Origin of the sequence: Variovorax sp. VRV01 (assembly GCF_014852545.1) — a bacterium.
Classification (GTDB): domain Bacteria; phylum Pseudomonadota; class Gammaproteobacteria; order Burkholderiales; family Burkholderiaceae_C; genus Variovorax; species Variovorax beijingensis_A.
Window position 1 is genome coordinate 142,894 of the sequence record NZ_JACVBS010000017.1, and the last position, 21,806, is coordinate 164,699.

20 protein-coding genes are annotated in these 21,806 nt (G+C 69.1%); all 20 read left to right on the forward strand.

The annotated features are described in order from the left end of the window. The first annotated feature begins 69 nt into the window (after positions 1–69). Complete coding sequence (locus IB278_RS25980) at positions 70–1,404, forward strand: TolC family outer membrane protein (RefSeq protein ID WP_192326538.1); 1,335 nt, start codon at positions 70–72, stop codon at positions 1,402–1,404. Beyond that, complete coding sequence (locus tag IB278_RS25985) at positions 1,401–3,593, forward strand: type I secretion system permease/ATPase (protein ID WP_145746903.1); 2,193 nt, start codon at positions 1,401–1,403, stop codon at positions 3,591–3,593. The genes IB278_RS25980 and IB278_RS25985 overlap by 4 nt, the downstream gene beginning before the upstream one ends. Beyond that, positions 3,590–4,825 (forward strand): HlyD family efflux transporter periplasmic adaptor subunit, encoded by a 1,236-nt coding sequence (locus IB278_RS25990; protein ID WP_192326540.1) that lies wholly within the window; start codon positions 3,590–3,592, stop codon positions 4,823–4,825. Before IB278_RS25985 ends, IB278_RS25990 begins: the two co-directional genes overlap by 4 nt. 51 nt (positions 4,826–4,876) lie before the next feature. After that, complete coding sequence (bamE, locus tag IB278_RS25995; RefSeq protein ID WP_192326542.1) at positions 4,877–5,320, forward strand: outer membrane protein assembly factor BamE; 444 nt, start codon at positions 4,877–4,879, stop codon at positions 5,318–5,320. 95 nt (positions 5,321–5,415) lie between these two features. Continuing rightward, the gene (locus IB278_RS26000) at positions 5,416–6,360 is read left to right on the forward strand and encodes a LysR substrate-binding domain-containing protein (protein ID WP_192326544.1); all 945 of its coding nucleotides are present in this window, start codon (positions 5,416–5,418) and stop codon (positions 6,358–6,360) included. 101 nt (positions 6,361–6,461) lie between these two features. Next, a complete protein-coding gene (locus tag IB278_RS26005; RefSeq protein ID WP_225613178.1) occupies positions 6,462–8,213 on the forward strand; it encodes a carboxylesterase family protein in 1,752 nt (583 codons plus the stop codon). A gap of 49 nt (positions 8,214–8,262) precedes the next feature. Further along, on the forward strand, positions 8,263–9,213 hold the full coding sequence (locus IB278_RS26010; protein WP_192326546.1) for a LysR family transcriptional regulator: 951 nt from the start codon (positions 8,263–8,265) through the stop codon (positions 9,211–9,213). A gap of 156 nt (positions 9,214–9,369) precedes the next feature. Continuing rightward, on the forward strand, positions 9,370–9,879 hold the full coding sequence (locus tag IB278_RS26015; RefSeq protein ID WP_145746899.1) for a hydroxyquinol 1,2-dioxygenase: 510 nt from the start codon (positions 9,370–9,372) through the stop codon (positions 9,877–9,879). A gap of 20 nt (positions 9,880–9,899) precedes the next feature. After that, complete coding sequence (locus tag IB278_RS26020) at positions 9,900–10,907, forward strand: hydroxyquinol 1,2-dioxygenase (protein WP_145746898.1); 1,008 nt, start codon at positions 9,900–9,902, stop codon at positions 10,905–10,907. Between the two features lie 134 nt (positions 10,908–11,041). Then, positions 11,042–12,505 (forward strand): aldehyde dehydrogenase family protein, encoded by a 1,464-nt coding sequence (locus IB278_RS26025; protein ID WP_192326598.1) that lies wholly within the window; start codon positions 11,042–11,044, stop codon positions 12,503–12,505. A gap of 34 nt (positions 12,506–12,539) precedes the next feature. Then, complete coding sequence (locus IB278_RS26030; protein ID WP_225613180.1) at positions 12,540–13,517, forward strand: tripartite tricarboxylate transporter substrate binding protein; 978 nt, start codon at positions 12,540–12,542, stop codon at positions 13,515–13,517. A gap of 20 nt (positions 13,518–13,537) precedes the next feature. Then, the gene (locus IB278_RS26035) at positions 13,538–14,605 is read left to right on the forward strand and encodes a maleylacetate reductase (RefSeq protein ID WP_192326548.1); all 1,068 of its coding nucleotides are present in this window, start codon (positions 13,538–13,540) and stop codon (positions 14,603–14,605) included. Positions 14,606–14,654: 49 nt separating this feature from the next. Beyond that, positions 14,655–15,908, forward strand: coding sequence for an ABC transporter substrate-binding protein (locus IB278_RS26040; protein ID WP_192326550.1), 1,254 nt, complete (start codon positions 14,655–14,657; stop codon positions 15,906–15,908). An 8-nt stretch (positions 15,909–15,916) separates the two neighbouring features. After that, entirely contained in the window at positions 15,917–16,636 is a 720-nt protein-coding gene (locus IB278_RS26045) for an ABC transporter ATP-binding protein (RefSeq protein WP_145746895.1), read from the forward strand. Next, positions 16,633–17,349, forward strand: coding sequence for an ABC transporter ATP-binding protein (locus IB278_RS26050; RefSeq protein WP_145746894.1), 717 nt, complete (start codon positions 16,633–16,635; stop codon positions 17,347–17,349). The genes IB278_RS26045 and IB278_RS26050 overlap by 4 nt, the downstream gene beginning before the upstream one ends. Continuing rightward, positions 17,342–18,214: a branched-chain amino acid ABC transporter permease gene (locus IB278_RS26055; RefSeq protein ID WP_145746893.1), complete on the forward strand. Its 873-nt coding sequence runs from the start codon at positions 17,342–17,344 to the stop codon at positions 18,212–18,214. The genes IB278_RS26050 and IB278_RS26055 overlap by 8 nt, the downstream gene beginning before the upstream one ends. 14 nt (positions 18,215–18,228) lie before the next feature. Continuing rightward, positions 18,229–19,275, forward strand: coding sequence for a branched-chain amino acid ABC transporter permease (locus tag IB278_RS26060; RefSeq protein ID WP_225613181.1), 1,047 nt, complete (start codon positions 18,229–18,231; stop codon positions 19,273–19,275). Next, positions 19,259–20,125 (forward strand): intradiol ring-cleavage dioxygenase, encoded by an 867-nt coding sequence (locus IB278_RS26065; RefSeq protein ID WP_192326554.1) that lies wholly within the window; start codon positions 19,259–19,261, stop codon positions 20,123–20,125. The genes IB278_RS26060 and IB278_RS26065 overlap by 17 nt, the downstream gene beginning before the upstream one ends. A 403-nt stretch (positions 20,126–20,528) precedes the next feature. Continuing rightward, positions 20,529–20,807, forward strand: a complete 279-nt coding sequence (locus tag IB278_RS26070; protein WP_192326556.1) for a hypothetical protein — start codon at positions 20,529–20,531, stop codon at positions 20,805–20,807. A 125-nt stretch (positions 20,808–20,932) separates the two neighbouring features. Further along, positions 20,933–21,806, forward strand: an 874-nt coding sequence (locus IB278_RS26075) for an IS1182 family transposase (protein ID WP_192326558.1), incomplete at its 3' end; no start/stop codon positions are given.

Sequence of the window (21,806 nt, forward strand, 5' to 3'; positions counted from 1 at the left end):
ACCGGGACGTCGGCGCCGCTTGCGGCGTCGACACCTTGTGGTTCACACGCTGTCCGCACGTTCTTACGCATGTCTGCTTCCCGTCTTCTTCCGTCCGCCGCCGCGGGCCTTTTCTTCCTGCTCGCCGGAACGGGGGCGTTTGCGCAAGCGAGCGCCGCCACCCCGCTGGGCATGACCGAGGCCGTGCGCCTGGCCGCCACATCGCACCCGACCGTGCGCAACGCCGTCGGGCAAGCGCTGCAGGCGGGCGAGGGCATTGCGGCGGCGCGCTCGGGCTACTACCCGCAGGTCAGCGCCGGCCTCAGCGCGCGCACGGGCAACCGCCAGCTGCAGACCGACGGGCGCCGCCAGGCGCACGAGGCCTCGCTGTCGGTGACCCAGATGCTGTACGACTTCGGCAAGGTCTCGAGCGCCGTGAACGAGGCCGAAGCCTCGGCCACGGCCGCGCGCGCCAAGCTGCTCATGGCGGTCGACGATGTGGTGCGCGACACCGCGCAGGCATGGATCGAAGTGCATCGCCAGCAGGCGCTCGGCGAAATCGCGCAGGCCCAGGTGAAGGGCGTGCAGTCGCTGGCCGGCCTGGTGGGCGAACGCCAGGCCAAGGGCGCCACCAGCCAGTCCGACGTGGCGCAGGCGCAGTCGCGCCTGGAAGCCGCGCGCGCCCAGCAACTCAACACCGCGTCGCAGGCCGAGCGCTGGCGCCTCAACCTCATGCATCTGACCCAGGGCCGCATGCCGGCCAATATTGCCGGCGAAGCGTCGCCGCCGCTCGCGAGCGCCTGCGCCGTGCAGCCGCAGGCGGCCCTGCCCGCGCCGGCCGTGCAGGTGGCGCAGGCCGAGCGCGACATGGCGCAGGCCGCGCTGCGCGGTGCCGATGCCCAGCTGCTGCCCACGCTGTCGCTGAACGCCGGCGTGAACCGGGGGCTCGAATCGGGCGCGCGGCTCGCCGGCCAGTCCGGCACCGAAAGCACGCTCACCGTGAGCTTCACCGCACCGCTGTACGAAGGCGGGCGCAGCCAGGCCCGCCAGCGCGCCGCCGCGCACGCCGTCGAGGCGGCCGAGGCCGCGCTGGGCTATGCGCAACTCAGCGTGCGGCAGCGCCTCGAAGACGCGCGCGTGCAATCGCAAGGCCACGCGCAGCGCCTGCCCGTGCTCGCCGCGCGCGTTCACAGCACGCAGCGCACGCGCGACCTGTACCGGGAGCAGTACCTGCAACTGGGCACGCGCTCGTTGCTCGACCTGCTCAATGCCGAGCAGGAGTTCCACGGCGCGCGCTTCGAGCAGGCCGAAAGCGCGCACGAAGTGCAGCGGCTGGCGGTCGAGTGCCTGTACCAGTCGGGCCGGCTGCGCGAGGCCTTTGGGCTGGTCGATGCGGGCGAGCTGGTCGCAGGAGGCCAGCCATGACCGCCACCACCGTGCCCGAGCTGTCCGCCGCGCGCGGCCCCGTGCTGCTCGGCAGCTGGGTCGACGCCGTGCTGGCCGTGGCCGCCCACTACCACCTCGACACCTCGCGCGAGCGCATCCGCGGCGCTGCCGCATGGAGCGACCACGAAGACATCGGCGAGCGCGTGCGCCAGATGGCCCGGCAGGCCGGGCTCACCGTGCGCCAGGTCGCGCCGCGCCTGGACACCCTGAGCCCCTGGCGCCTGCCCGTGGTGCTGCAACTGCGCGACGGGCAGGTGGCCGTGGTCACCGCCATCTCGGCGCAGGGCCTGCGCCTGATGCTCGGCGGCGACCAGGGCGCGGAAACCGTGCGCACGGCCGACGAGCTGCAACCCGCGCTCGAAGCCATGGCCGTGCTGCGGCCTGCGCAATCGGCGCCCGACTCGCGCGTGGACGCCTACATCCGGCCGGTGGAGCCGCATTGGCTGCGCCAGATCGTGCTGGCCGACTGGCGGCCCTATGCCCACATCCTCGTCGCGTCGCTGGCCTACAACCTGATGGCGCTGGCCGGCACGCTGTTCTCGATGCAGGTGTACGACCGCGTCGTGCCTGCGCAGTCGCTGCCCACGCTGCATGTGCTGTTCGGCGGCGTGCTGCTGTCGATCGCGTTCAGCTGGGTCATGCGCGGCGCGCGCATGCGCATCACCGACGTGGTGGGCAAGCGCGCCGACCTGCGCATTTCGGACCGCGTGTTCGGCCACGCGCTGCGCGTGCGCGGCTCGGCGCGCCCGCGCGCCACCGGCACTTTCATCTCGCAGTTGCGCGAGCTGGAGCCCGTGCGCGAGATGCTCACGTCGACCACCGTGGCGGCCGTGGCCGACCTGCCGTTCTTCTTCGTGTTCTGCGTGCTCTTCTGGTTCATTGCCGGATGGCTGGTGCTGGTGCCGCTGGCCGCATGCGTGCTGCTGCTCGTGCCCAGCCTGGTGGCGCAGCCGCGCCTGCGGGCGCTGGCCCAGGCGGGCATGCGCGAATCGTCGCTGCGCAACGCCATGCTGGTCGAGACCGTGCAGGGCATCGACGACATCAAGGTGCTGCAGGCCGAGCCGCGCTTCCAGAACCAGTGGAACCACTACAACGCCGTCAACGCCGACTCCGGCCTGCAACTGCGCGCGCTGCTCAACACCCTGAGCAACTGGACGCAGACCGTGCAGGGCGGCGCCTTCGCCTTCGTCGTGTTCTTCGGTGCGCCGCTGGTGATGGACGGCCACATGAGCACCGGCGTGCTGGTGGCCGCATCGATCCTGTCGACCCGCATGCTCGCGCCGCTGGCCGGCGTGACGCAGGTGCTCAACCGCTGGCAGCAGGCCAAGGTGGCCGGCGAGTCGCTGGACCAGCTCATGAAGCTCCCGGTCGACCATCCGCCCCACGAGACGCGCGTGCACCGGTCCGCCGTGCAGGGCGACTACACGCTGCGCGACGCCGTCTTCAGCCACGACGGCCGGACCACCGCGCTGCAGGTGAAGGCGCTGCACATCGGCGCCGGCGAGCGCATTGCCGTGCTCGGGCGCAACGGCGCGGGCAAGTCGACGCTTCTGCAGGCGCTGTCGGGCCTCCTCGAGCCGCGGGCGGGCAGCGTGCTGCTCGACGGCGTGTCGATGGCCCACATCGACCCCGCCGACGTGCGCCGCGACATCGGTCTGCTCGCGCAGGACGCGCGCCTGTTCCATGGCACCCTGCGCGAGAACCTGCAGATGGGCACGCCCCACGCCACCGACACCGAACTGATCGCGGCCCTGCAAGCGACCGGCGCCTGGGCCTTCGTGCGCGGCCTGCCCTCGGGGCTGGACCACCCGCTGCTGGAAGGCGGGCGCGGCCTCTCGGGCGGACAGCGCCAGAGCCTGCTGCTCGCGCGGCTCATGCTGCGCCGCCCCGGCGTGCTGCTGCTCGACGAGCCCACCGCCTCGCTCGACGAAGTGGCCGAGCGAGAAGTGATCGAACAACTGCGCGCGCTGCCTGCAGGCCGTACGCTGGTGCTGGCCACGCACCGCCCGGCCGTGCTCGAAGCGGTGGACCGCATCCTCGTGGTGGACGGCGGCGCCGTCGTGCTCGACGGGCCACGCGAACAGGTGATGGCGCGGCTGCGCCAGGGCGCGGCGGCATCGCGCGAGACGGCGGCTTCCGCAGGCCGTGGCAAGGAGGGGCAGGCATGAACGCCGTGACACGGACCGGGACACAAGTGCAGGCACCGGCCGCATCCACCGCCACCGTGTGGGGACCGGGCGGCGCCGACGACTTCGACGAGGCACGTGCCAGCGGTTCCGCCCGCGTGGTGTGGTTCATCGCGCTCTTTCTGCTCGCGTTCTTCGTGTGGGCCTGGTGCTTCGAGATCGACGAAGTGTCCAGCGGCATGGGCAAGGTGATTCCCAGCTCGCGCGAGCAGCGCATCCAGTCGCTCGAAGGCGGCATCCTCGCCGAGCTGCGCGTGCACGAAGGCCAGATCGTCGAGAAGGGCCAGGTGCTCGCGCAGCTCGACCCCACGCGCGGCGAATCGAACGTCGAGGAAACCGCCGCGCGCTACCGCGCCGCACTGGCCAGCAGCGTGCGGCTGCGCGCCGAGGTGGAGGGGCGAAGCACCCTGCAGTTCCCCGCCGAACTGCAGGCGCACGCGCAACTCGTCGATTCCGAAAGCGCGCTCTTCCGTTCGCGGCAGGGCAGCCTGCGCGACACGGTGTCCGGCCTGGGCCAGGCGCTTGCGCTCGTGCGCAAGGAGCTCGACATCACACGCTCGCTGCAGGTGAGCGGCGCTGCCAGCAACGTCGAACTCATCCGCCTGCAGCGCCAGGCCGCCGACCTGGAGTTGAAGATAGCCGATGCGCGCTCCAACTACATGGTGCGCAGCCGCGAAGAACTCGCCAAGGCCGATGCCGAGGTGAAGTCCTTGTCGTCGGTGGTGCGCGGGCGCACCGACTCGCTCGAGCGGCTCACGCTGAACTCGCCCGTGCGCGGCATCGTCAAGAGCTTGCAGGTCACCACCATCGGCGGCGTCGTGCCGCCCAACGGCTCGCTCCTGACCCTCGTGCCCCTGGACGACCAGCTGCTGGTCGAGGCGCGCATCTCGCCGCGCGACATCGCCTTCATGCGGCCTGGGCAGGAGGCGCAGATCAAGATCACCGCGTACGACTACGCCGTGTACGGCGGCCTCAAGGGCCGCGTGGTGACCATCGCACCCGACACCCAGCGCGACGAGGTCAAGCCCGAGATCGTGTACTACCCCGTGCTCGTGCGCACCGAGTCCGACGCACTCACCGACAAGGCCGGCCGCCGCATGCCCATCGTGCCCGGCATGGTGACCACCGCCGACATCCGCACCGGCCGCAAGACCGTGTGGGACTACTTGACCAAGCCGCTGAACAAGGCGCGCGAAGCCATGCGCGAGCGTTGAACCGCGCGCTCATTCCCCAAGAAACCCATCTGACCAAAGAGGACGCTAGCCATGAACCAGACCCTGCATGCATCACCCGCCGCTGCCACCTTCGTGCTTGTCGCCGCGCTGCTCGGCGTCGCCACCACGGTGGCAGCCCGCGACAACCCCGTGGACCCCGTGAGCAACCCCGACAAGCTGAGCTATCGTGACGTCGAGGCGCGCCGCCCGGACTTCAAGGAACCCTTTCTGCGCGACGGCGTGGTGTCGCGGCCCGAGCGTTTTCGCGAGATCAAGCCCGGCATCAGCCAGGCCCAGGTGCTCGCCGTGCTCGGCCAGGCCCTGAAGGAGCAGCGCGGTGCGCTCGGCACCGAGTGGGACTACCACTTCAAGTTCCAGATGCCCCAGTCGGCCAACTACCTCGTGTGCCAGTACAAGGTCGTGTTCGACGACAGCCAGGCCGTGCGCAGCGCCGTGTGGCGCCGCCGCCAATGCCTGGACCTGGTTCCTCGTTAGGCCCTGCTTCGATCCCACGAACGCCGGGCCCCAGGGGGGCCGCATTCGAGCGGAACGGTGCACGCGGAGAATGCGGGCTGTTCCAGGAGAAAGCGATGGACGAAGAAGGTGGTGTCGCGGAAGACTTGATGCTGCTCGTCGCGGTGATCGAGGCGGGCGGTTTCAGTGCGGCGAGCCAGCGGGTGGGTATCCCCGTGTCGCGCCTGAGCCGCCGCATCGCTGCGCTCGAGAAGCGGCTGAACGTCCGCCTGATCGCGCGCAGCTCGCGCAGCTTCAAGGTGACGGACATCGGCCAGCGCATGTACGAGCATGGCGCAAGCATCCGGGCCGCGACCCAGCGCGCGGTGTCTGCGGCGCATGACAGCCTCGGCGAGCCATCGGGGCCGCTGCGCATCTCCTGCCCCATGGCACTGAGCGCATTTCTCGTCGGCCCTCTCGCCATCGGTTTCAGTGCGCGCCATCCCGCCGTGGCGATCACGCTCGACGCGACCGATGGCCGGGCGTCGGTGTTCAGCGAGCCCGTGGACCTGTGGATCCGCCCCAGCGACCAGTCGCTGCGGGATTCGAGCTGGGTGATGCGCAAGCTGATGGACGTCCCCTACATGCTGGCCGCATCGCCCCGGGTCCGCGACGCCTTGCCCGATGCCGCGACGGCCGCCGGCCTGCGCGGGTGCCCCGCGATCGGCTGGACCTTCAAGCCGCGGCCCGCCGCCTGGCTGCTGCGTCATGCGCGCGACGGCGAACTGGAGATCGATGTGCGCGTGCAGTTCACCAGCGACAGCCTGATGCAGATCAAGGAGGCCGCCATCGCCGGCCTCGGCGTGGCGCAACTGCCGGCGATGATGTGTGTCGCGGACCTCGAGGCGCACCGCCTGGTCGCCGTTGCACCGGGATGGGCGCCGCCGTTGATGTCGCTCTATGCGCTGTACCCCTCGCGGCGCGACCTGACCATCGCGGGGCGCATGTTCCTGGACGAACTCTGCAAGGCCGCGGCCGGCATCGCAGGCCCGCCGGCGCCGCCGCAAGCCTCGCATTCATAGAAAGCTGCGTTGCACGGATGGCGCTGTCGTCCGCGGGCCATCGTTCATAGACTCGCCTGCGTTTCGGGCCTCTTCAGGCCCGGCGATCAGAGGATGCGGCCATGAACCCGAGCGCTTCACGCGAACCCCTGGCGGCCGACCGGCGCCGCTTCGTCCTGGCAGCCGGCGCGCTGGCGGCGCTGCCGCTGGCAGGATGCGGCGGTGGTGGTGGCGGCAGCGGCGGCTTCCCCGCGGTCGCGGTGCCGCCCCCTGCACCGGCACCCGCACCGGCCCCGGCGCCCGACACGCGGCCCGTGGCGGACACGAGCTCCGGAAAGCTCCGGGGGCAGCGCAGCGCCGACGGCAGCATCGTGTCCTTCCTCGGGGTGCCGTATGCGCAGCCTCCCGTCGGCGCACTGCGCTTCCGATCGCCGCAGGCCTACCGGGCGGCGGCCGGCACTTTCGAGGCCTCGGCCTTCGGGGCCGCGGCCCTCCAGACGCTGCCTCCCTATGTCACATGGATCTATCCGCGGCCGGACCGCCAGGACGAGGACTGCCTGAGCCTGAACGTCTGGGCACCCAGCCAGGACGGCCGGCTGCCCGTGGTGGTGTGGCTGCACGGCGGCGCATGGCGCACCGGCGCGACGAGCATGCCGCTGATGCATGGCGAGGCATTGGCCCGCAAGGGCGTGGTGGTGGTCACGGCCAACTTCAGGCTGGGCGTCCTCGGCACCCTCTCGCACCCCGATCTCGCCGATCCCGACACCGGCATGCAGGCCAACTGGCAGCTGCAGGACCAGATCGCCGTGCTGCAATGGGTCCGGGAGAATGCGCAAGCCTTCGGCGGCGATCCTGGCAACGTCACGCTGATCGGACAGTCGGCCGGCGGCACGAGCGGTGCCATCCTGGCGCAGAACCCCGTGGCCCGGGCGTGCTTCCACAAGGCCCTCCTGATGAGCCCGGCAGGCGTCCCGCCGCCCACCGCCTTCACGCTGGCCGACGCGGCCACCTATGCCCAAGCGCTGGCGGCGCGCCTGGACACCACCCCCGCCGGCCTGCGCAACATCCCGGCGCAGACCCTGCACAACGCCGAGCTGGCGCTCAATGCGCTGCCGCTGCCCGCCGGCATCACCTCGGGCCGGGGTTTGCGCGCCGCACCCGTCATCGACGGGAGGACCTGCCTTGGCGACTGGACGCGCACGGCATGGCCGGCCGACATGCCGCTGATGCTGACCAACACGCTGACCGAGGGCTCGTTCTTCCTCGATGCGTACGACCCGGCCACCCAGGCCATGCTGACGCCGCCGCTGCCGGCAAGCCGCTCGGAGCTGCTCGCGCTCGTCACGCCCCAGGCGGGCGGCTCCCAGGCGAATGCCGATGCCGTGATCGACGCCTACGCGTCAGCCGCGGCGAGCGACAACCGCCCGTCCACGCCGGGCGACCTCTGGATCGAGATCTACGGCGACCGGGTGCTGCGCAACTTCGGCGTCAGGTACGCCGCCCGGGTCGCCCAGGCCGGCGGCAACGTCCGCTACGCCACCTATGCCCACGAGATCGTGGCACCGGGCCGCGGCGTGCCGCACTGCGCGGAGCTTCCGATGCTGTTCGGCAGTTACGGGCTCGACTACTACCGCGACAAGGTCGGGGCCGGACCGGCCGAAGCGCAGCTCGCGGACATCCTCATGAACGCGGTGGTGTCGTTCGCGCGCGGCGGCAACGCGCAGCTCGGTGCCGGCGCGGCCTGGCCGGGCCTGGCCGACCTCGCCACCAGCGCCGTATCGCTGGGCGCAGCCGGCGATGCGGCGGGCTTCAGCATCGGCGCGGTGCCGAAGCTCGCGCAGCTGGGCATCTGGGATTCCATCCTGGGCTACTGAAGCGGCATGGGGTCCGCGGGCGCTGCAGAAGCGCTACATTGCATGCGCCATGGACCGCCTCGAAAACATTGAGACCTTCGTACGGGTCGCGCAGACCCAGAGCTTCGCGGAGGCCGCACGCCAGCTGCGGGTCTCCAAGTCCGTGGTGACCAGCCGCGTGAAGCAGCTCGAAGACCATGTCGGCGCGCCGCTGTTCCACCGCAGCACGCGCGTGGTGCGCCTCAGCGACGTGGGACAGGCCTTCCTGCGCGACTGCGTCGAGCTGGTCGGCCGGGCCAACGACATCATGGACCAGATGCGCGACGCCAGGGACGGGCCCACCGGCACCTTGCGCGTGCATGCGCTCACCGGCTTCGTGCTCGGGCATTTCGCCACGCTGCTGCGGGCCTTCCAGTCGAGCTTTCCCGACATCCATCTCGAACTCATCGTGAGCGATGCGGTGGTCGATCCGGTGAAGGCGGGCGTGGACTGCGCGCTGCAGATCTTTCCGGCGGCGTCGACCGAGCTGGTGTCGCGCTCGCTGTTTCCGGTGCGGCGGGTGTTCTGCGCCACGCCCGAATACCTGCGCGCGCACGGCCGGCCCGCGAGCCCGCGCGAGCTGCACAAGCACACGCTCGGCCTGTACTCGGGCTACCCGACGCGCGACCGCTGGACCTTCCACCATGGCGGCGAGCAGGTGACGATGTACATGAGCGCCGCACTGCTCACCAACAGCGTCCACCTGCTGCGCGAATACGCGATGGAACATGCCGGCATCGTCTGCCTGCCGACGCTGGTGGCCGGCGAGGCGATCCTGCGCGGCGAGCTGGAAGTGGTGCTGCCGTCGCACCAGCTGTCGTCGTTCTCGCTGAGCGCGGTCTATGCGGGGACCTCGCGCAATGCGTTCAAGCTGCGGCTCTTCATCGAGCACCTGACCCAGGCCTTCTCGAAGATGCCGCCATGGGATGCGGCCATGATCGAACGGGGCCTGCTGCCGCCGGGCCTGATCTGGGACGCTTGAGGCGGACGCGGGCCGTTCGCGGGTAAACCCTGCGCATTGGACGGAATTGCCGAACAATGCGGACCGCGTTTCGGGCCTACCGCCCGTGCGGCGCGTTTCCTACAGTGCGTACATCGCAGCGCCACGCTGCATCGCCCAGCACCTCAGGAGACATCCATGACCGTTGCCTACCAGACCCGCTTCGGGTCGCTCAAGCACTTCGAGAAGGGGCACGTCGAGCCGATCGACGACGACGTGCGCCACTACGCGTTCTCCAACTGCTTCGAGATCGCCAGCATCAGCCGCCCGTACGAGAAGGTCGTGTTCGGCCAGAACCAGATCTACGTGCTGGAAACGCTGCGCGCCGAAGGCACCTCGCCCTGGTACACCAGCGCGCACGACGAGTTCGCGCTGGTGATGGATGGCGAGGTGGAAGTGCACCTCGTGCAGCTCGATGCCGCCCAGGCCGTCGCCGACAAGGACAAGAACGGCGCCGTGCTCGTGGAGGGCGAGCCCAAGGGCAGGAAGATGGGCTGGATGAAGCTCTCGCGCGGCCACCAGGGCCTGCTGCCGAAGAACGCGGCCTACCAGTTTCGCGTCGCCGGCGACCCGGGCGTGATCGTGCTGCAGACCTGCAAGGGCGACCTCTCCGTGGAGAAGTGGGCCGACATCTGCCAGACGCAATGAACGCATCCAGGAGCCACACCATGAACGCACCCGCAGAACTCGCCAAGGTCCTCGCCTCGCAGCCCGACGCCACGCTCGGCTACAAGGACTTCTCGCTCGGCAGCTTCGGCTTCCGCCGCGACGAGTACTTCGCCCACATCACCTGGAAGACCCGCGACGGCCGTCCCATGAGCCACACCATGGACGCCGGCAGCTACCTGCGCGCGCTGATGCGCGACGTGGCCTGGGGCTTCTTCTACGGCTGGGTCAACTTCGACGACGTGTTCGGCACCATCAACCACTACGACTCGGTCGACCTGTATGCCGGCAGCTTCAACGGCACGATGAAGGACGCGGGCATCGACCTGCTGGAGAACTTCCCCACGGCGCAGATCCGCGCCACCTTCGAGGCCATGCTCGACGACTGGACCAACGAGAGCTTCGACCCCTTCGCCGCGCCGCAGGAAACCGGCTCGCCCTACGGCCGCAAGAGCGGCAACAACACCGCCAAGATCACCCGGGCGCGCGAGCTGGCCAAGCGCTGCGTCGGCCTGAAGGGCGACCTCGACCTGCGCAGCGACGAGCGCGGCGCGCCGGTCAACCGCGCCTTCGCGGACGTGCCGCAGGGCCAGCCCGAACTGCACCCCGAGCCCGGCTTCGAGAACGAGGTGCACGCCTTCAACCTGTTCGGCTTCCTGAGCCGTTCGCAGGTCACGTGGAACCCGAGCTTCACCTCGGTGGTCAAGCACAGCTTCATGTGCCCGACGACCGAGGAGCACATCCTGCCGATCATCCACGGCAACGACCGCGTCGAGTGGTTCTTCCAGATGACCGACGAGATCCACTGGGACTGCGGCGACAAGAACACCGGCCGTCCCATGGCCCGCGTGATCATGAAGGCCGGCGACATGGCCGCCATGCCCGCCTACTGCCGCCACCAGGGCTTCAGCCCCAAGCGCTCGATGCTGCTGGTGTGGGAGAACGGCTCGCCGAGCCTGGTGTACGAGATCCAGAAGGGCGAGAGCCCCGAGATCCCGGTGCAGTTCTGAACTGACTTGCTCCCTCCCCCGCTGGGGGAGGGCAGGGGTGGGGGCCCTCCGAGCCCGCGCCCTCCTTGATGAAGCCCCCACCCCAACCCTCCCCCAGCGGGGGAGGGAGAGGAACGCCCATGCCTATTTCTTCCATCCGCCACCAGCTCTTCATCGACGGCCGCTTCGTCGACGCCGAATCCGGCGAGACCCTCGCCACGCTCAATCCGCACGACAACACGCCCATCGCCCAGGTCGCGCTGGCCGGCAGGGCCGATGTCGACAAGGCCGTGGCGGCCGCCAAGCGCGCGTTCCCGAAGTGGAGCCGCATGGCCGCCGCCGACCGCGGGCGCATCCTGCTGAAGCTCGCCGACCTGATCGAGGCCAACGCCGAAGAACTGGCGCGGCTCGAGTCGCTCGACACCGGCCATCCGATCCGCGACTCGCGCCGGCTCGACGTGCCGCGCACCGCTGCGTGCTTCCGCTACTTCGGCGGCATGGCCGACAAGTTCCAGGGCGAGACCATACCGGTGGAAGAGGGCTTTCTCAACTACACGCTGCGCGAGCCCGTCGGCATCGTCGGGCAGGTGGTGCCGTGGAACTTTCCGCTGATGTTCACGAGCTGGAAGATGGCGCCCGCGCTCGCGGCCGGCAACTGCATCGTGATGAAGCCGGCCGAGATCACGCCGCTCAGTTCGCTGCGCATCGCCGAGCTGATGGCCGAGGCGGGCGTTCCGCCCGGCGTGGTCAACATGCTGCCGGGCCTGGGCAGCGTGGCAGGCCAGTCCATCGCCGAGCATCCGGAGATCGCCAAGATCGCTTTCACCGGCAGCACCGCCACCGGCCGGCGCATCGTGCAGGCCAGCGCGGGCAATCTCAAGAAGGTCCAGCTCGAACTCGGCGGCAAGGGCCCCAACATCGTGTTCGAGGATGCGAACCTGCAGGCCGCCGTGAACGGCAGCGCCTGGGCCATCTTCCACAACCAGGGACAGGCCTGCATCGCGGGCTCGCGGCTGATGCTGCACGAGAAGATCGCCGACGCCTTCCTCGAGCAGTTCATTCCGCTCGCGCAGTCGATCCGCCTGGGCAACCCGCTCGACGAGGCCACCGAGATGGGCCCGCTCACCAGCGCCCAGCACCGCGACCGCGTGCTGGCCTATGTCGAGGTCGCGCAGGGCCAGGGCGGCGAGGTGCTCGCGGGCGGCATCTCGCCCGGTGGCGATCTTGCGCAGGGCTGCTACGTGGCGCCGACCGTGGTGCGTGCGAAGTCCTACCAGGACCGCGTCGCGCAGGAAGAGGTGTTCGGCCCCTTCGTCACCGTGCTCACCTTCAAGAGCGACGAGGAGGCGATGCAGATCGCCAACGGCACCGACTACGGCCTGGGCAGCGGCCTGTGGACGCGCGACCTGCAGCGCGCCCACAAGGTGGCGCGCGACCTGCACGCCGGCATGGTCTGGATCAACAGCTACAAGCGCGTGAACCCCGGCTCGCCCTTCGGCGGCGTGGGCCAGAGCGGCTACGGCCGCGAGATGGGCTTCGACGCGATGCGCGAGTACACGCAGGTCAAGAGCGTGTGGGTCAACGTCGACGCGCAGATTCCGCCGCACTTCGCGCGCTGAGTTTCCTTTTCTTTCAATCCACCGGGCACACACGATGTCTTTTCCGATCCTTTCCCGGGCGCTGGCCGCCTGCATGCTGTTGCTGCTCGGCGCCGCGGCCCAGGCCCAGGTGCCGGCCTGGCCCGCCAAGCCCGTGCGGCTGGTCGTCGGCTTCCCGCCGGGCGGCATCGTCGACACGGTCGCGCGCCAGCTGCAGCCGCGCCTGCAGGCCGCGCTCGGCCAGACCGTGATCGTGGACAACCGCAGCGGCGCCGGCGGCACCCTGGCGGCGGCCGAGGTGGCGCGCGCGGCGCCCGACGGCCACACGCTGCTGATGGTGTTCGACAGCTACGCCACCTATCCGCTGGTCTATCCGAAGCTGAGCTTCGACATCGCAAAAGACCTGCAGCCCGTGACCCAGGTCGCGAGCAATCCGCTGGTGCTGGTGGTCAACCCGAAGGTGCAGGCCAAGGACTTCCAGCGCTTCGTCGGCCTGCTCAAGGCGCAGCCGGGCGGCCTCAACTACGCGAGCGTCGGCCCGGGGTCGAGCAACCATCTCACGGCCGAATACTTCAAGGCCGTGAGCGGCACCTTCGTCACGCACATCCCCTACCGCGGCGGCGGCCCGGCCCAGCAGGACCTGCTGGGCGGACAGGTCGAGATGAGGTTCCTCTCGGCCGTGCTGGCCCAGCCGCACGTCAACGCGGGCCGGTTGCGCGCCCTGGCCCAGACCGGCGCGCAGCGCGTGGCCGCCTATGCCGAGGTGCCGACCGTGGCCGAGAGCGGCTATCCCGGCTTCGAGGTGAATTCCTGGGTCGGCCTGCTGGCCCCGGCCGGCACGCCGCGCGCCGTGGTCGACCGGCTGCAGGCCGAGGTGCGCAAGGCGGTGACCGAGCCGGCCTTCCAGCAGCGGCTGCGCGAACAGGGCCTGACGGGCATCGCCAACACGCCCGAGCAGTTTGCCGCCGTGCTGCGCACCGAGCAGGACAAGTGGACCCGCCTGGTGCGCGACCGCCGCCTGAGCCTGGAATAGGCAGACCGAAGGAACGCGCCATGCACGACTTCATCCACACCACCCATCCGCAGCGCGTGGTGTTCGGCGCCGGCTCGCTGCGCCACCTGGCGCGCGAAATCGACGCGCTGGGCGCGAAGAGGGCGCTGGTGCTCTGCACGCCCGAGCAGCGCCCGCAGGCCGAGCGCGTGGCGGCTTCGCTCGGCGCGCAGGCGGCCGGCCTGTTCGACCGCGCCGTGATGCACGTGCCCGTCGAGACCGCGCGCGAGGCGCGCGAGCTGGCGCGCCGGCTCGGCGCCGACTGCGCCGTGGCGCTCGGCGGCGGCTCCACCACGGGGCTGGGCAAAGCCATCGCGCTGGAAGGGGGGCTGCCGATCGTCGCCATTCCCACCACGTACGCAGGCAGCGAGATGACGCCGATCTACGGCCTCACCGAGAACGGCCTGAAGAAGACCGGCAAGGACCCGCGCGTGCTGCCGCGCACGGTGATCTACGACCCCGAGCTGTCGCGCACGCTGCCCGTGGGCCTGAGCGTGACCAGCGGCATCAACGCCATCGCCCATGCGGCCGAAGGCCTCTATGCGCAGGACAGCAATCCGGTGATGGACCTGATGGCCGAGGAGGGCATCGCCGCGCTCGCACGCGCGCTGCCGGCCATCCGCGCGCAGCCCGGCGATCTCGCGGCGCGCTCGGACGCGCTCTACGGCGCCTGGCTCTGCGGCAGCGTGCTCGGCGCGGTGGGCATGGCACTGCACCACAAGCTGTGCCACACGCTCGGCGGCAGCTTCAACCTGCCGCATGCCGAAGTGCACACGGTGGTGCTGCCGCACGCGCTCGCATTCAACGCGCAGGCCGCGCCGCGCGCCATGGCGCGCATTTCGCGCGCGCTCGGGGGCATGCCGGCGCCGGCGGCGGTCTATGCGCTGGCGCAGGGCAACGGCGCGCCGGTGGCGCTCAAGGACATCGGCATGCGCGTCGCAGACCTCGACCGCGCGGCCGACATCGCCGTCGCCAACCCGTACTGGAATCCGCGGCCCTTCGGCCCGGCGGAGCGCGGCGAGATCCGCGCACTGCTGCAGCGCGCCTTCGACGGCGAGCCACCGGCATAGGCGCAGCACGCGCACGGAGAAACACGCACGGACAACGAAGGAGACAGCCATGACATTCAACCGCAGACAGTTCACGCAGGCCGCCGCCGCGCTCGCCGCCACGGGCGCCGCGCCGCGGGTGTTCGCCGCCGACACGCTCAAGATCGGCTACGTGTCGCCCCAGACCGGGCCGCTCGCGCCCTTCGGCGAGGCCGACAAGTGGGTGATCGAGCAGATGAAGGCCGCCTTCAAGGACGGCATCGCCGTCAACGGCAAGAAGTACGCCGTGCAGATCGTGCTCAAGGACAGCCAGTCGAACCCCAACCGCGCGGGCGAGGTCGCGAATGACCTGATCCTCAAGGACAAGGTCGCCCTGGTACTCACCGCCGGCACGCCCGAGACCGCCAACCCGGTGAGTGACGCCTGCGAGCTCAACGAGGTGCCGTGCATCTCCAGCGTGGTGCCGTGGCAGCCCTGGTTCTTCGGCCGCAAGGGCGACCCGGCCAAGGGCTTCAACTGGACCTACCACCTGTTCTGGGGGCTGGAAGACGTCATCGCCAACTTCACCAACGGCTGGAAGTCCGTGGCCACCAACAGGAAGGTCGGCGGCCTGTTCCCCAACGACGGCGACGGCAATGCCTGGGGCGACAAGGAACTGGGCTTTCCCAAACCCCTATCGCAGATGGGCTTCACGCTCACCGACCCGGGCCGCTTCCAGAACGGCACGCAGGACTTCAGCGCGCAGATCGCGGCCTTCAAGCGCGACAACGTCGAGATCGTCACCGGCGTGGTGATCCCGCCCGATGCCAAGACCTTCCTCACGCAGGCGCGGCAGCAGGGCTTCAAGCCGAAGCTCATCACGCTGGGCAAGGCACTGTTGTTCCCGGGCGCGATCGAGGCGCTGGGCGATCTGGGCGACGGGCTGTCGACCGAGGTGTGGTGGAGTCCCTCGCATCCGTTCACGTCGAGCCTCACGCAGCAAAGCGCGAAGGCGCTGGCCGAGGCCTACGAGGCCGGTGCGAAGAAGCAGTGGACGCAGCCCATCGGCTTCGCGCATGCGCTGTTCGAAGTGGCGGCCCATGCCCTGTCGCGGTCGAAGTCGTTGAAGGCGGCCGACGTGCGCGATGCGGTCGCATCGACCTCCATCGACTCCGTGGTCGGCCCGGTGAAGTGGGGCGGGCAGGGCCCGTTCAAGAACGTCAGCAAGACGCCGCTGGTGCTCGGCCAGTGGGGCAAGGGCAAGAAATACAAGTACGAGCTCGACATCGTGAACAACGAAGCGGCCAAGGGCATTCCGGCCGGCGGCGCGCTGCGGCTGCTCTGAAGAACGCCATGGCACTCCTGGCATTGCATGCGGTGAGCAAGTCGTACGGCGCGCTGCGGGTCACCGACGACATCTCGCTCGAAGTCGCCGAGGGCGAGACGCTCGGGATCCTCGGGCCCAACGGGGCGGGAAAGACCACGCTGTTCAACCTGATCTCGGGCGACGCGCGCGTCGATGCGGGGCGCGTGGAGTACGCGGGGCGCGACGTGACGCGGCTGCGGCCGCACCAGCGCTGCCATGCCGGCATCGGGCGCAGCTACCAGGTGCCGCAGCCCTTCGGGAACATGAGCGTGTTCGAGAACCTGGTGACCGCGGCCTGCTTCGGCGGGCAGCAGACCGAGCGCGAGGCGTGGCGGACGGCGCACGAGGTGCTCGCGCAGACGGGGCTGATGCCGCATGCGAACAAGCCGGCGGGCGGGCTCACGCTGCTCGACCGCAAGCGGCTGGAACTCGCGCGCGCGCTCGCGACGAAGCCGCGCCTGCTGCTGCTCGACGAGATCGCGGGCGGGCTCACGGAGCCCGAGGCCGCGGTGCTGGTGGCGGAACTCCAGCGCATCAAGGCGCGCGGCGTGACCATGATCTGGATCGAGCACGTGGTGCATGCGCTGCTGTCGCTGGCCGACCGGCTGTTCGTCATCAACTTCGGGCAGAAGCTGGCGGAAGGGGCGCCGCTGGAGGTGATGAACGATTCCGAGGTGCGTCGGGTGTACATGGGGATGGAAGCATGAACGCTCTGCTCGAAACCCACGGCCTCCAGGCCTTCTACGGCGACGCCCAGGCCCTGTTCGGCATCGACTTCTCCCTGGCCGCCGGCGAGCTCGTCGCCATCATCGGCGCCAACGGCGCGGGCAAATCCACTTTCCTCAAGAGTCTCGCCGGCCTCGTCCGCGTCCCGCGAGAAACCGTCCGCTTCAAGAGCGAACCCATCGGCGGGCTTCCTCCCGGCGAGATCGTGCGGCGCGGCCTGGCCATGGTGCCCGAGGGCCGCCGCCTCTTTCCGAGCCTGAGCGTCGAGGAGAACCTGCTCATGGGCACCACCGCGGCCCGCAAGGGCCCGTGGAGCCTGCAGCGCCTGTACGCCCTGTTCCCCATCCTCGCCGAGAAGCGCCACGCGCCCGGCACTTCGCTGTCCGGTGGCCAGCAGCAGATGGTCGCGCTTGGCCGCGCGCTCATGAGCAATCCCGAAGTGCTGCTGTGCGACGAACTCTCGCTCGGCCTCGCGCCGATCGTCATCCGCGAGATCTATGCGGCCATGCCCACCATCACGGGCGAGGGCATGACCGTCGTCATCGTCGAGCAGGACGTGACGATGGCGCGGCAGGTCTCGCAGCGCATCTACTGCTTCCAGGAAGGCCGCGTGTCGCTCGAAGGAAAGTCGGGCGAGCTCACGCGCGAACAGATCTCGCAGGCCTACTTCGGCATCGAGGCCGCCCATGCTTGAAACGGTCATCCAGGGCGTGCTGCTCGGCGGCCTCTACACACTGTTCGCGCTCGGCCAGTCGCTGATGTTCGGCGTCATGCGGCTCACCAACACGGCCCAGGGCGACTTCATCATCCTCGGCGCCTTCGCCGTCATCGCGGGCGTGTCGGCGGCGGGCGATGCCACGCCGGGGCTTGTTGCCATGGTCGCGCTCGCGGTGCTGCCGGTGGCCTTCGCGTTCGGCTACGCGCTGCAGCGCTGCGTGCTCAACGGCACGCTCGGCAAGGACCCGCTGCCTTCGCTCGTCGTCACCTTCGGCTTGTCGATCGTCATCCAGAACCTGCTGCTCGAACTGTTCTCGGCCGACCCGCGCGCCATCGAGACCGGCGGGCTCAGCACGCAGGGCGTGGCGCTGGGCGACACGCTTTCGCTCGGTGTGCTGCCGCTCGTCGTGCTCGCCGTCGCGCTGGTTGCAACGGCCGCGCTGCAATGGCTCTTCGCGCGCACGGCGCTGGGCCGCTCGTTCCGCGCGGTGTCCGACGACCGCGAGATCGCCGAACTCATGGGCCTGGACGCGAAGAAGGTCTATGCCTTCGCGACCGCCATCGCCTTCGTGCTGATCGCCATCGCCGGTGCGCTGCAGGGCATGCGCACCACGGTGTCGCCGTCGGACGGTCCGATGCTGCTGCTGTTCGCCTTCGAGGCCGTGATCATCGGCGGCATGGGCTCGTTCTGGGGCACGCTGGCCGGCGCGATGATCCTGGGCATCACGCAGCAGGTCGGTTTCCGGCTCGATCCGGGCTGGGGCATCTGGTTCGGCCACATCGTGTTCCTGGTCGTTCTGGTGCTGCGGCCACAGGGCCTCTTTCCGAAGACACGTGGATGAAGCGGATGACGAACATGCCCCCACCCCTCATCGCCGTCGAGCGTGCCACCGCCGCGAGCCGCGTCGCGCTTGCCGCCGGCATCGCGGTCGTGCTGATCGCCGCCAGCCTGCCCTTCTGGGGCGAGCCGAGCTGGATGCGCGAGTTCGTCGAGATCGCCTGCTACTTCATCTTCGCGATGATGTGGAACCTGCTCGCCGGCTACGGCGGCATGGTGAGCATCGGGCAGCAGGCCTTCTTCGGCTTCGGCGGCTACGTGATGCTGATGCTCGGCAACTTCGCGGACATCAACCCCTTCGTGGCGGTGCCGCTGGGCGCGCTGGCGGCGGGGCTCATCGCCGTGCCCGTATCTTTTGTCGCGTTCCGGCTGTCGGGCGGCTACTTCGCCATCGGCACCTGGGTGATCGCCGAGGTGTTCCGCCTCAGCTTCGCCAACGTGTCGGCGCTGGGCGGCGGCTCGGGCACCACGCTCACGGCGCTGCGCGGCATCGAGCGCGCCACGCGCGAAAGAACCACCTACTGGATGGCACTGGCCTGCGTGGTCGCGGCCGTTGCGCTGGTCTACCTGTTCCTGCGCAGCAAGCGCGGGCTCGCGCTGCTGGCCATCCGCGACAACGAGGTGGCCGCGGAGTCGCAGGGCATTCCGGTGGCGCGCATGAAGCTCGCGGTGTATGTGGTGGCGGCCTTCGGTGCAGGGCTCGCGGGCGCGCTCTACTTTGTCGGCAACCTGCGCATCAGCCCCGACGCAGCCTTCAGCGTCAACTGGACGGCGTTCGCCATCTTCATGGTGGTGATCGGCGGCATCGGCCGCATCGAGGGGCCGCTGGTGGGCGCGCTCGTCTTCTGGGCGTTGAACAAGTTCCTCAGCGACTACGGCACCTGGTACCTGCTCGGGCTCGGGCTGCTGGCCATTGGTGTCACGCTCTTCTTCAAGCAGGGACTGTGGGGCTGGGCGCAGCAGCGCTGGGCCTGGTCCCTGTTCCCGACACAACGGCGGCTCTTGCCGCCCGCGCTTTCTTCTTCTTCCGACCTGGAGCGAGGCTTCCATGCGAAACATCGATGAACACACCATCACCGCCGCCGTGCTCGAACGCATGGCCGGCTGCGAGGACGCGCGCCTGAAGGAAGTGATGTCGGCGCTCGTGCGCCATCTGCACGACTTTGCGCGCGAGGTGAAGCTGACCGAAGCCGAATGGAGCGCCGGCATCGAGTTCCTGACCGCGACGGGCCAGAAGTGCGATGCGCAGCGCCAGGAGTTCATCCTGCTGTCGGACACGCTGGGCCTGTCGATGCTGACCGTGGCGATGAACCACGCGAAGAGCCCGCAGGCCACCGAGGCCACCGTGTTCGGCCCCTTCCACGTGGCGGGCGCGCCGCAGCTGCCGCTGGGCAGCGACATCTCGGGCGGCGCGGTGGGGGAGCCGCTGTTCGTGCAGGCCAGCGTGCGCGGGCGCGTCGGCGAGCCGCTCGCCGACGCGGTGGTCGATGTCTGGGAGGCCGACGCCGAAGGCTTCTACGACGTGCAGCGGCCCCTCGCGCAGCCGCAGGGGCGGGCGGTGCTGCGCACCAACGCCGAGGGCCGGCTGTGGTTTCGCGGCGTGGCGCCGGTGGCTTATCCGATCCCGACCGACGGCCCCGTGGGCGCGATGCTGCGCGCGACCCGGCGCCATCCATGGCGCCCCGCACACGTGCACTTCATGATCCAGGCGCCGGGCTACGAGACGCTGATCACGCACGTCTTCCGCGAGGGCGATCCCTACCTCGACAGCGACGCGGTGTTCGGCGTGCGCAGTTCGCTGATCGGCGACTTCGTGCCCCATCCCGCGGGCCGCGCGCCCGACGGCAGCCAGCAGGAGGGGCCGTTCCACACGCTGGAGTTCGCGTTCGTGCTCGAGCCCGCCGGAAGAGGCTGAGCGGCTGCAGGGGCTGTCGAGCTTGACTGCCAGGCCAAACCCGAAGCCCTTCGAGATTACCTACTTGCGCGCGAGTCGATCCTTGGCGTTGGCAGCGGCGTTTCACCTGGAGTGGAAGTTCTCGGGGTTTGCGTCACCAATCTTGGAATTGAGCGGCTAATTTGCGGACTCGGCACCAGCGTCACAGGTCGTTGTGGTGATGCGGTGCCCAACAAGAGGATTGCAATCGGCCAGGAGTCGGCCGTTCATCACAAATTCTCTGTTTCACTGTCAACAAGCTTGGCGACGTGCGACCTCATGGTTAAAGTGAGCCGGGCGCAAGACATCCATATTGCTGCGCGTGGGGCAGAGGTTCACGCGGCCTTTGTCATTACATATTTTTCGGCCCAAGGAGAGCCGACCGATGAAACAACAAATTGAACGATTTTCCCCTCACCAGAATGCCAAGGTCTTCGGCGTCCTGATGGCTGTGAGTTCGCTGATCATCATGCTGCCGTTCTCACTCCTGCTCTTCGCCACGGCTCCCACACAAGCTAGACCACCAGTCTTTTTTCTTCTGCTTGCACCGCTGATGTACTTAGTTATGGGCTACGTCATGGTCGCGGTGGGATGTGCAATCTACAACTTCATGTTCAAGTACATCGGCGGCATCGAGTTTCAAGCCAAGACCGACGACGCTTGAGCGCCGTCGGCTACACAGTCGGCCAAGACCGGCTCGGACAGCAATCGGCCGAGGCCGTGTGAAAACGGGTTGAATAACTGACGGTGCTCGCCTAGATTGTGGCAACGCTACTGAAGGGCAACCACATGAAGCGATTCATCGAAGGCGAGGATCGACAGCAGGTCACTCTGCTGCCAGAGTGCCTTGACGACTATATCGGCGAAGACAACCCGGTGCGAGTTGTCGATGCCTTCGTCGAAGAACTGGATCTTCATGCACTGGGTTTTGAAGGCGTCGATCCGGCAGCCACCGGTCGACCCTCGTACCACCCCTCGGTCCTGCTGAAGCTCTACATCTACGGCTATCTGAACCGCATCCAATCGAGCCGCCGCCTGGAGCGCGAGGCGCAGCGCAACGTTGAGCTGATGCGGCTCACCGGCCGCCTTGCCCCGGACTTCAAGACCATCGCCGACTTCCGTCACAACAACGGCGCTGGCATCCGCAATGTCTGCAAGCGCTTCATCGCCATGTGTCGAGAGCTCAAACTGTTCACGCAAGCCATCGTGGCCATCGACGGCAGCAAGTTCAAGGCGGTCAACAGCCGCGACCGCAACTTCACACCCGGCAAGATCGATGCGCGTCAGCGCCAGATCGAGCAGAGCATCCAGCGCTACCTCGACGCCCTGGAGACGGCCGACCGCACGCAGCCTGCGGAGGTCGAGGCCAAGACCGAGCGGTTGACGGAGAAGATCAAGAAGCTGCGCGAGCAGATGAAGCAGCTCGGTCGCACAAAGGAACAGCTGAAGAAGGAGCCAGATGGGCAACGCTCGCTCACCGATCCCGATGCGCGTTCGATGAACTCGCAAGCCACCGGCTCGGGCCTGGTGGGCTACAACGTCCAGGCGGCGGTCGACGCCAGGCACCACCTGATCGTGGCGCACGAGGTCACCAACGAGGGCAACGACCGCGCGCAGCTCAGCAACATGGCCAAGGCAGCACGCGAGGCGATGGGCAAGACCA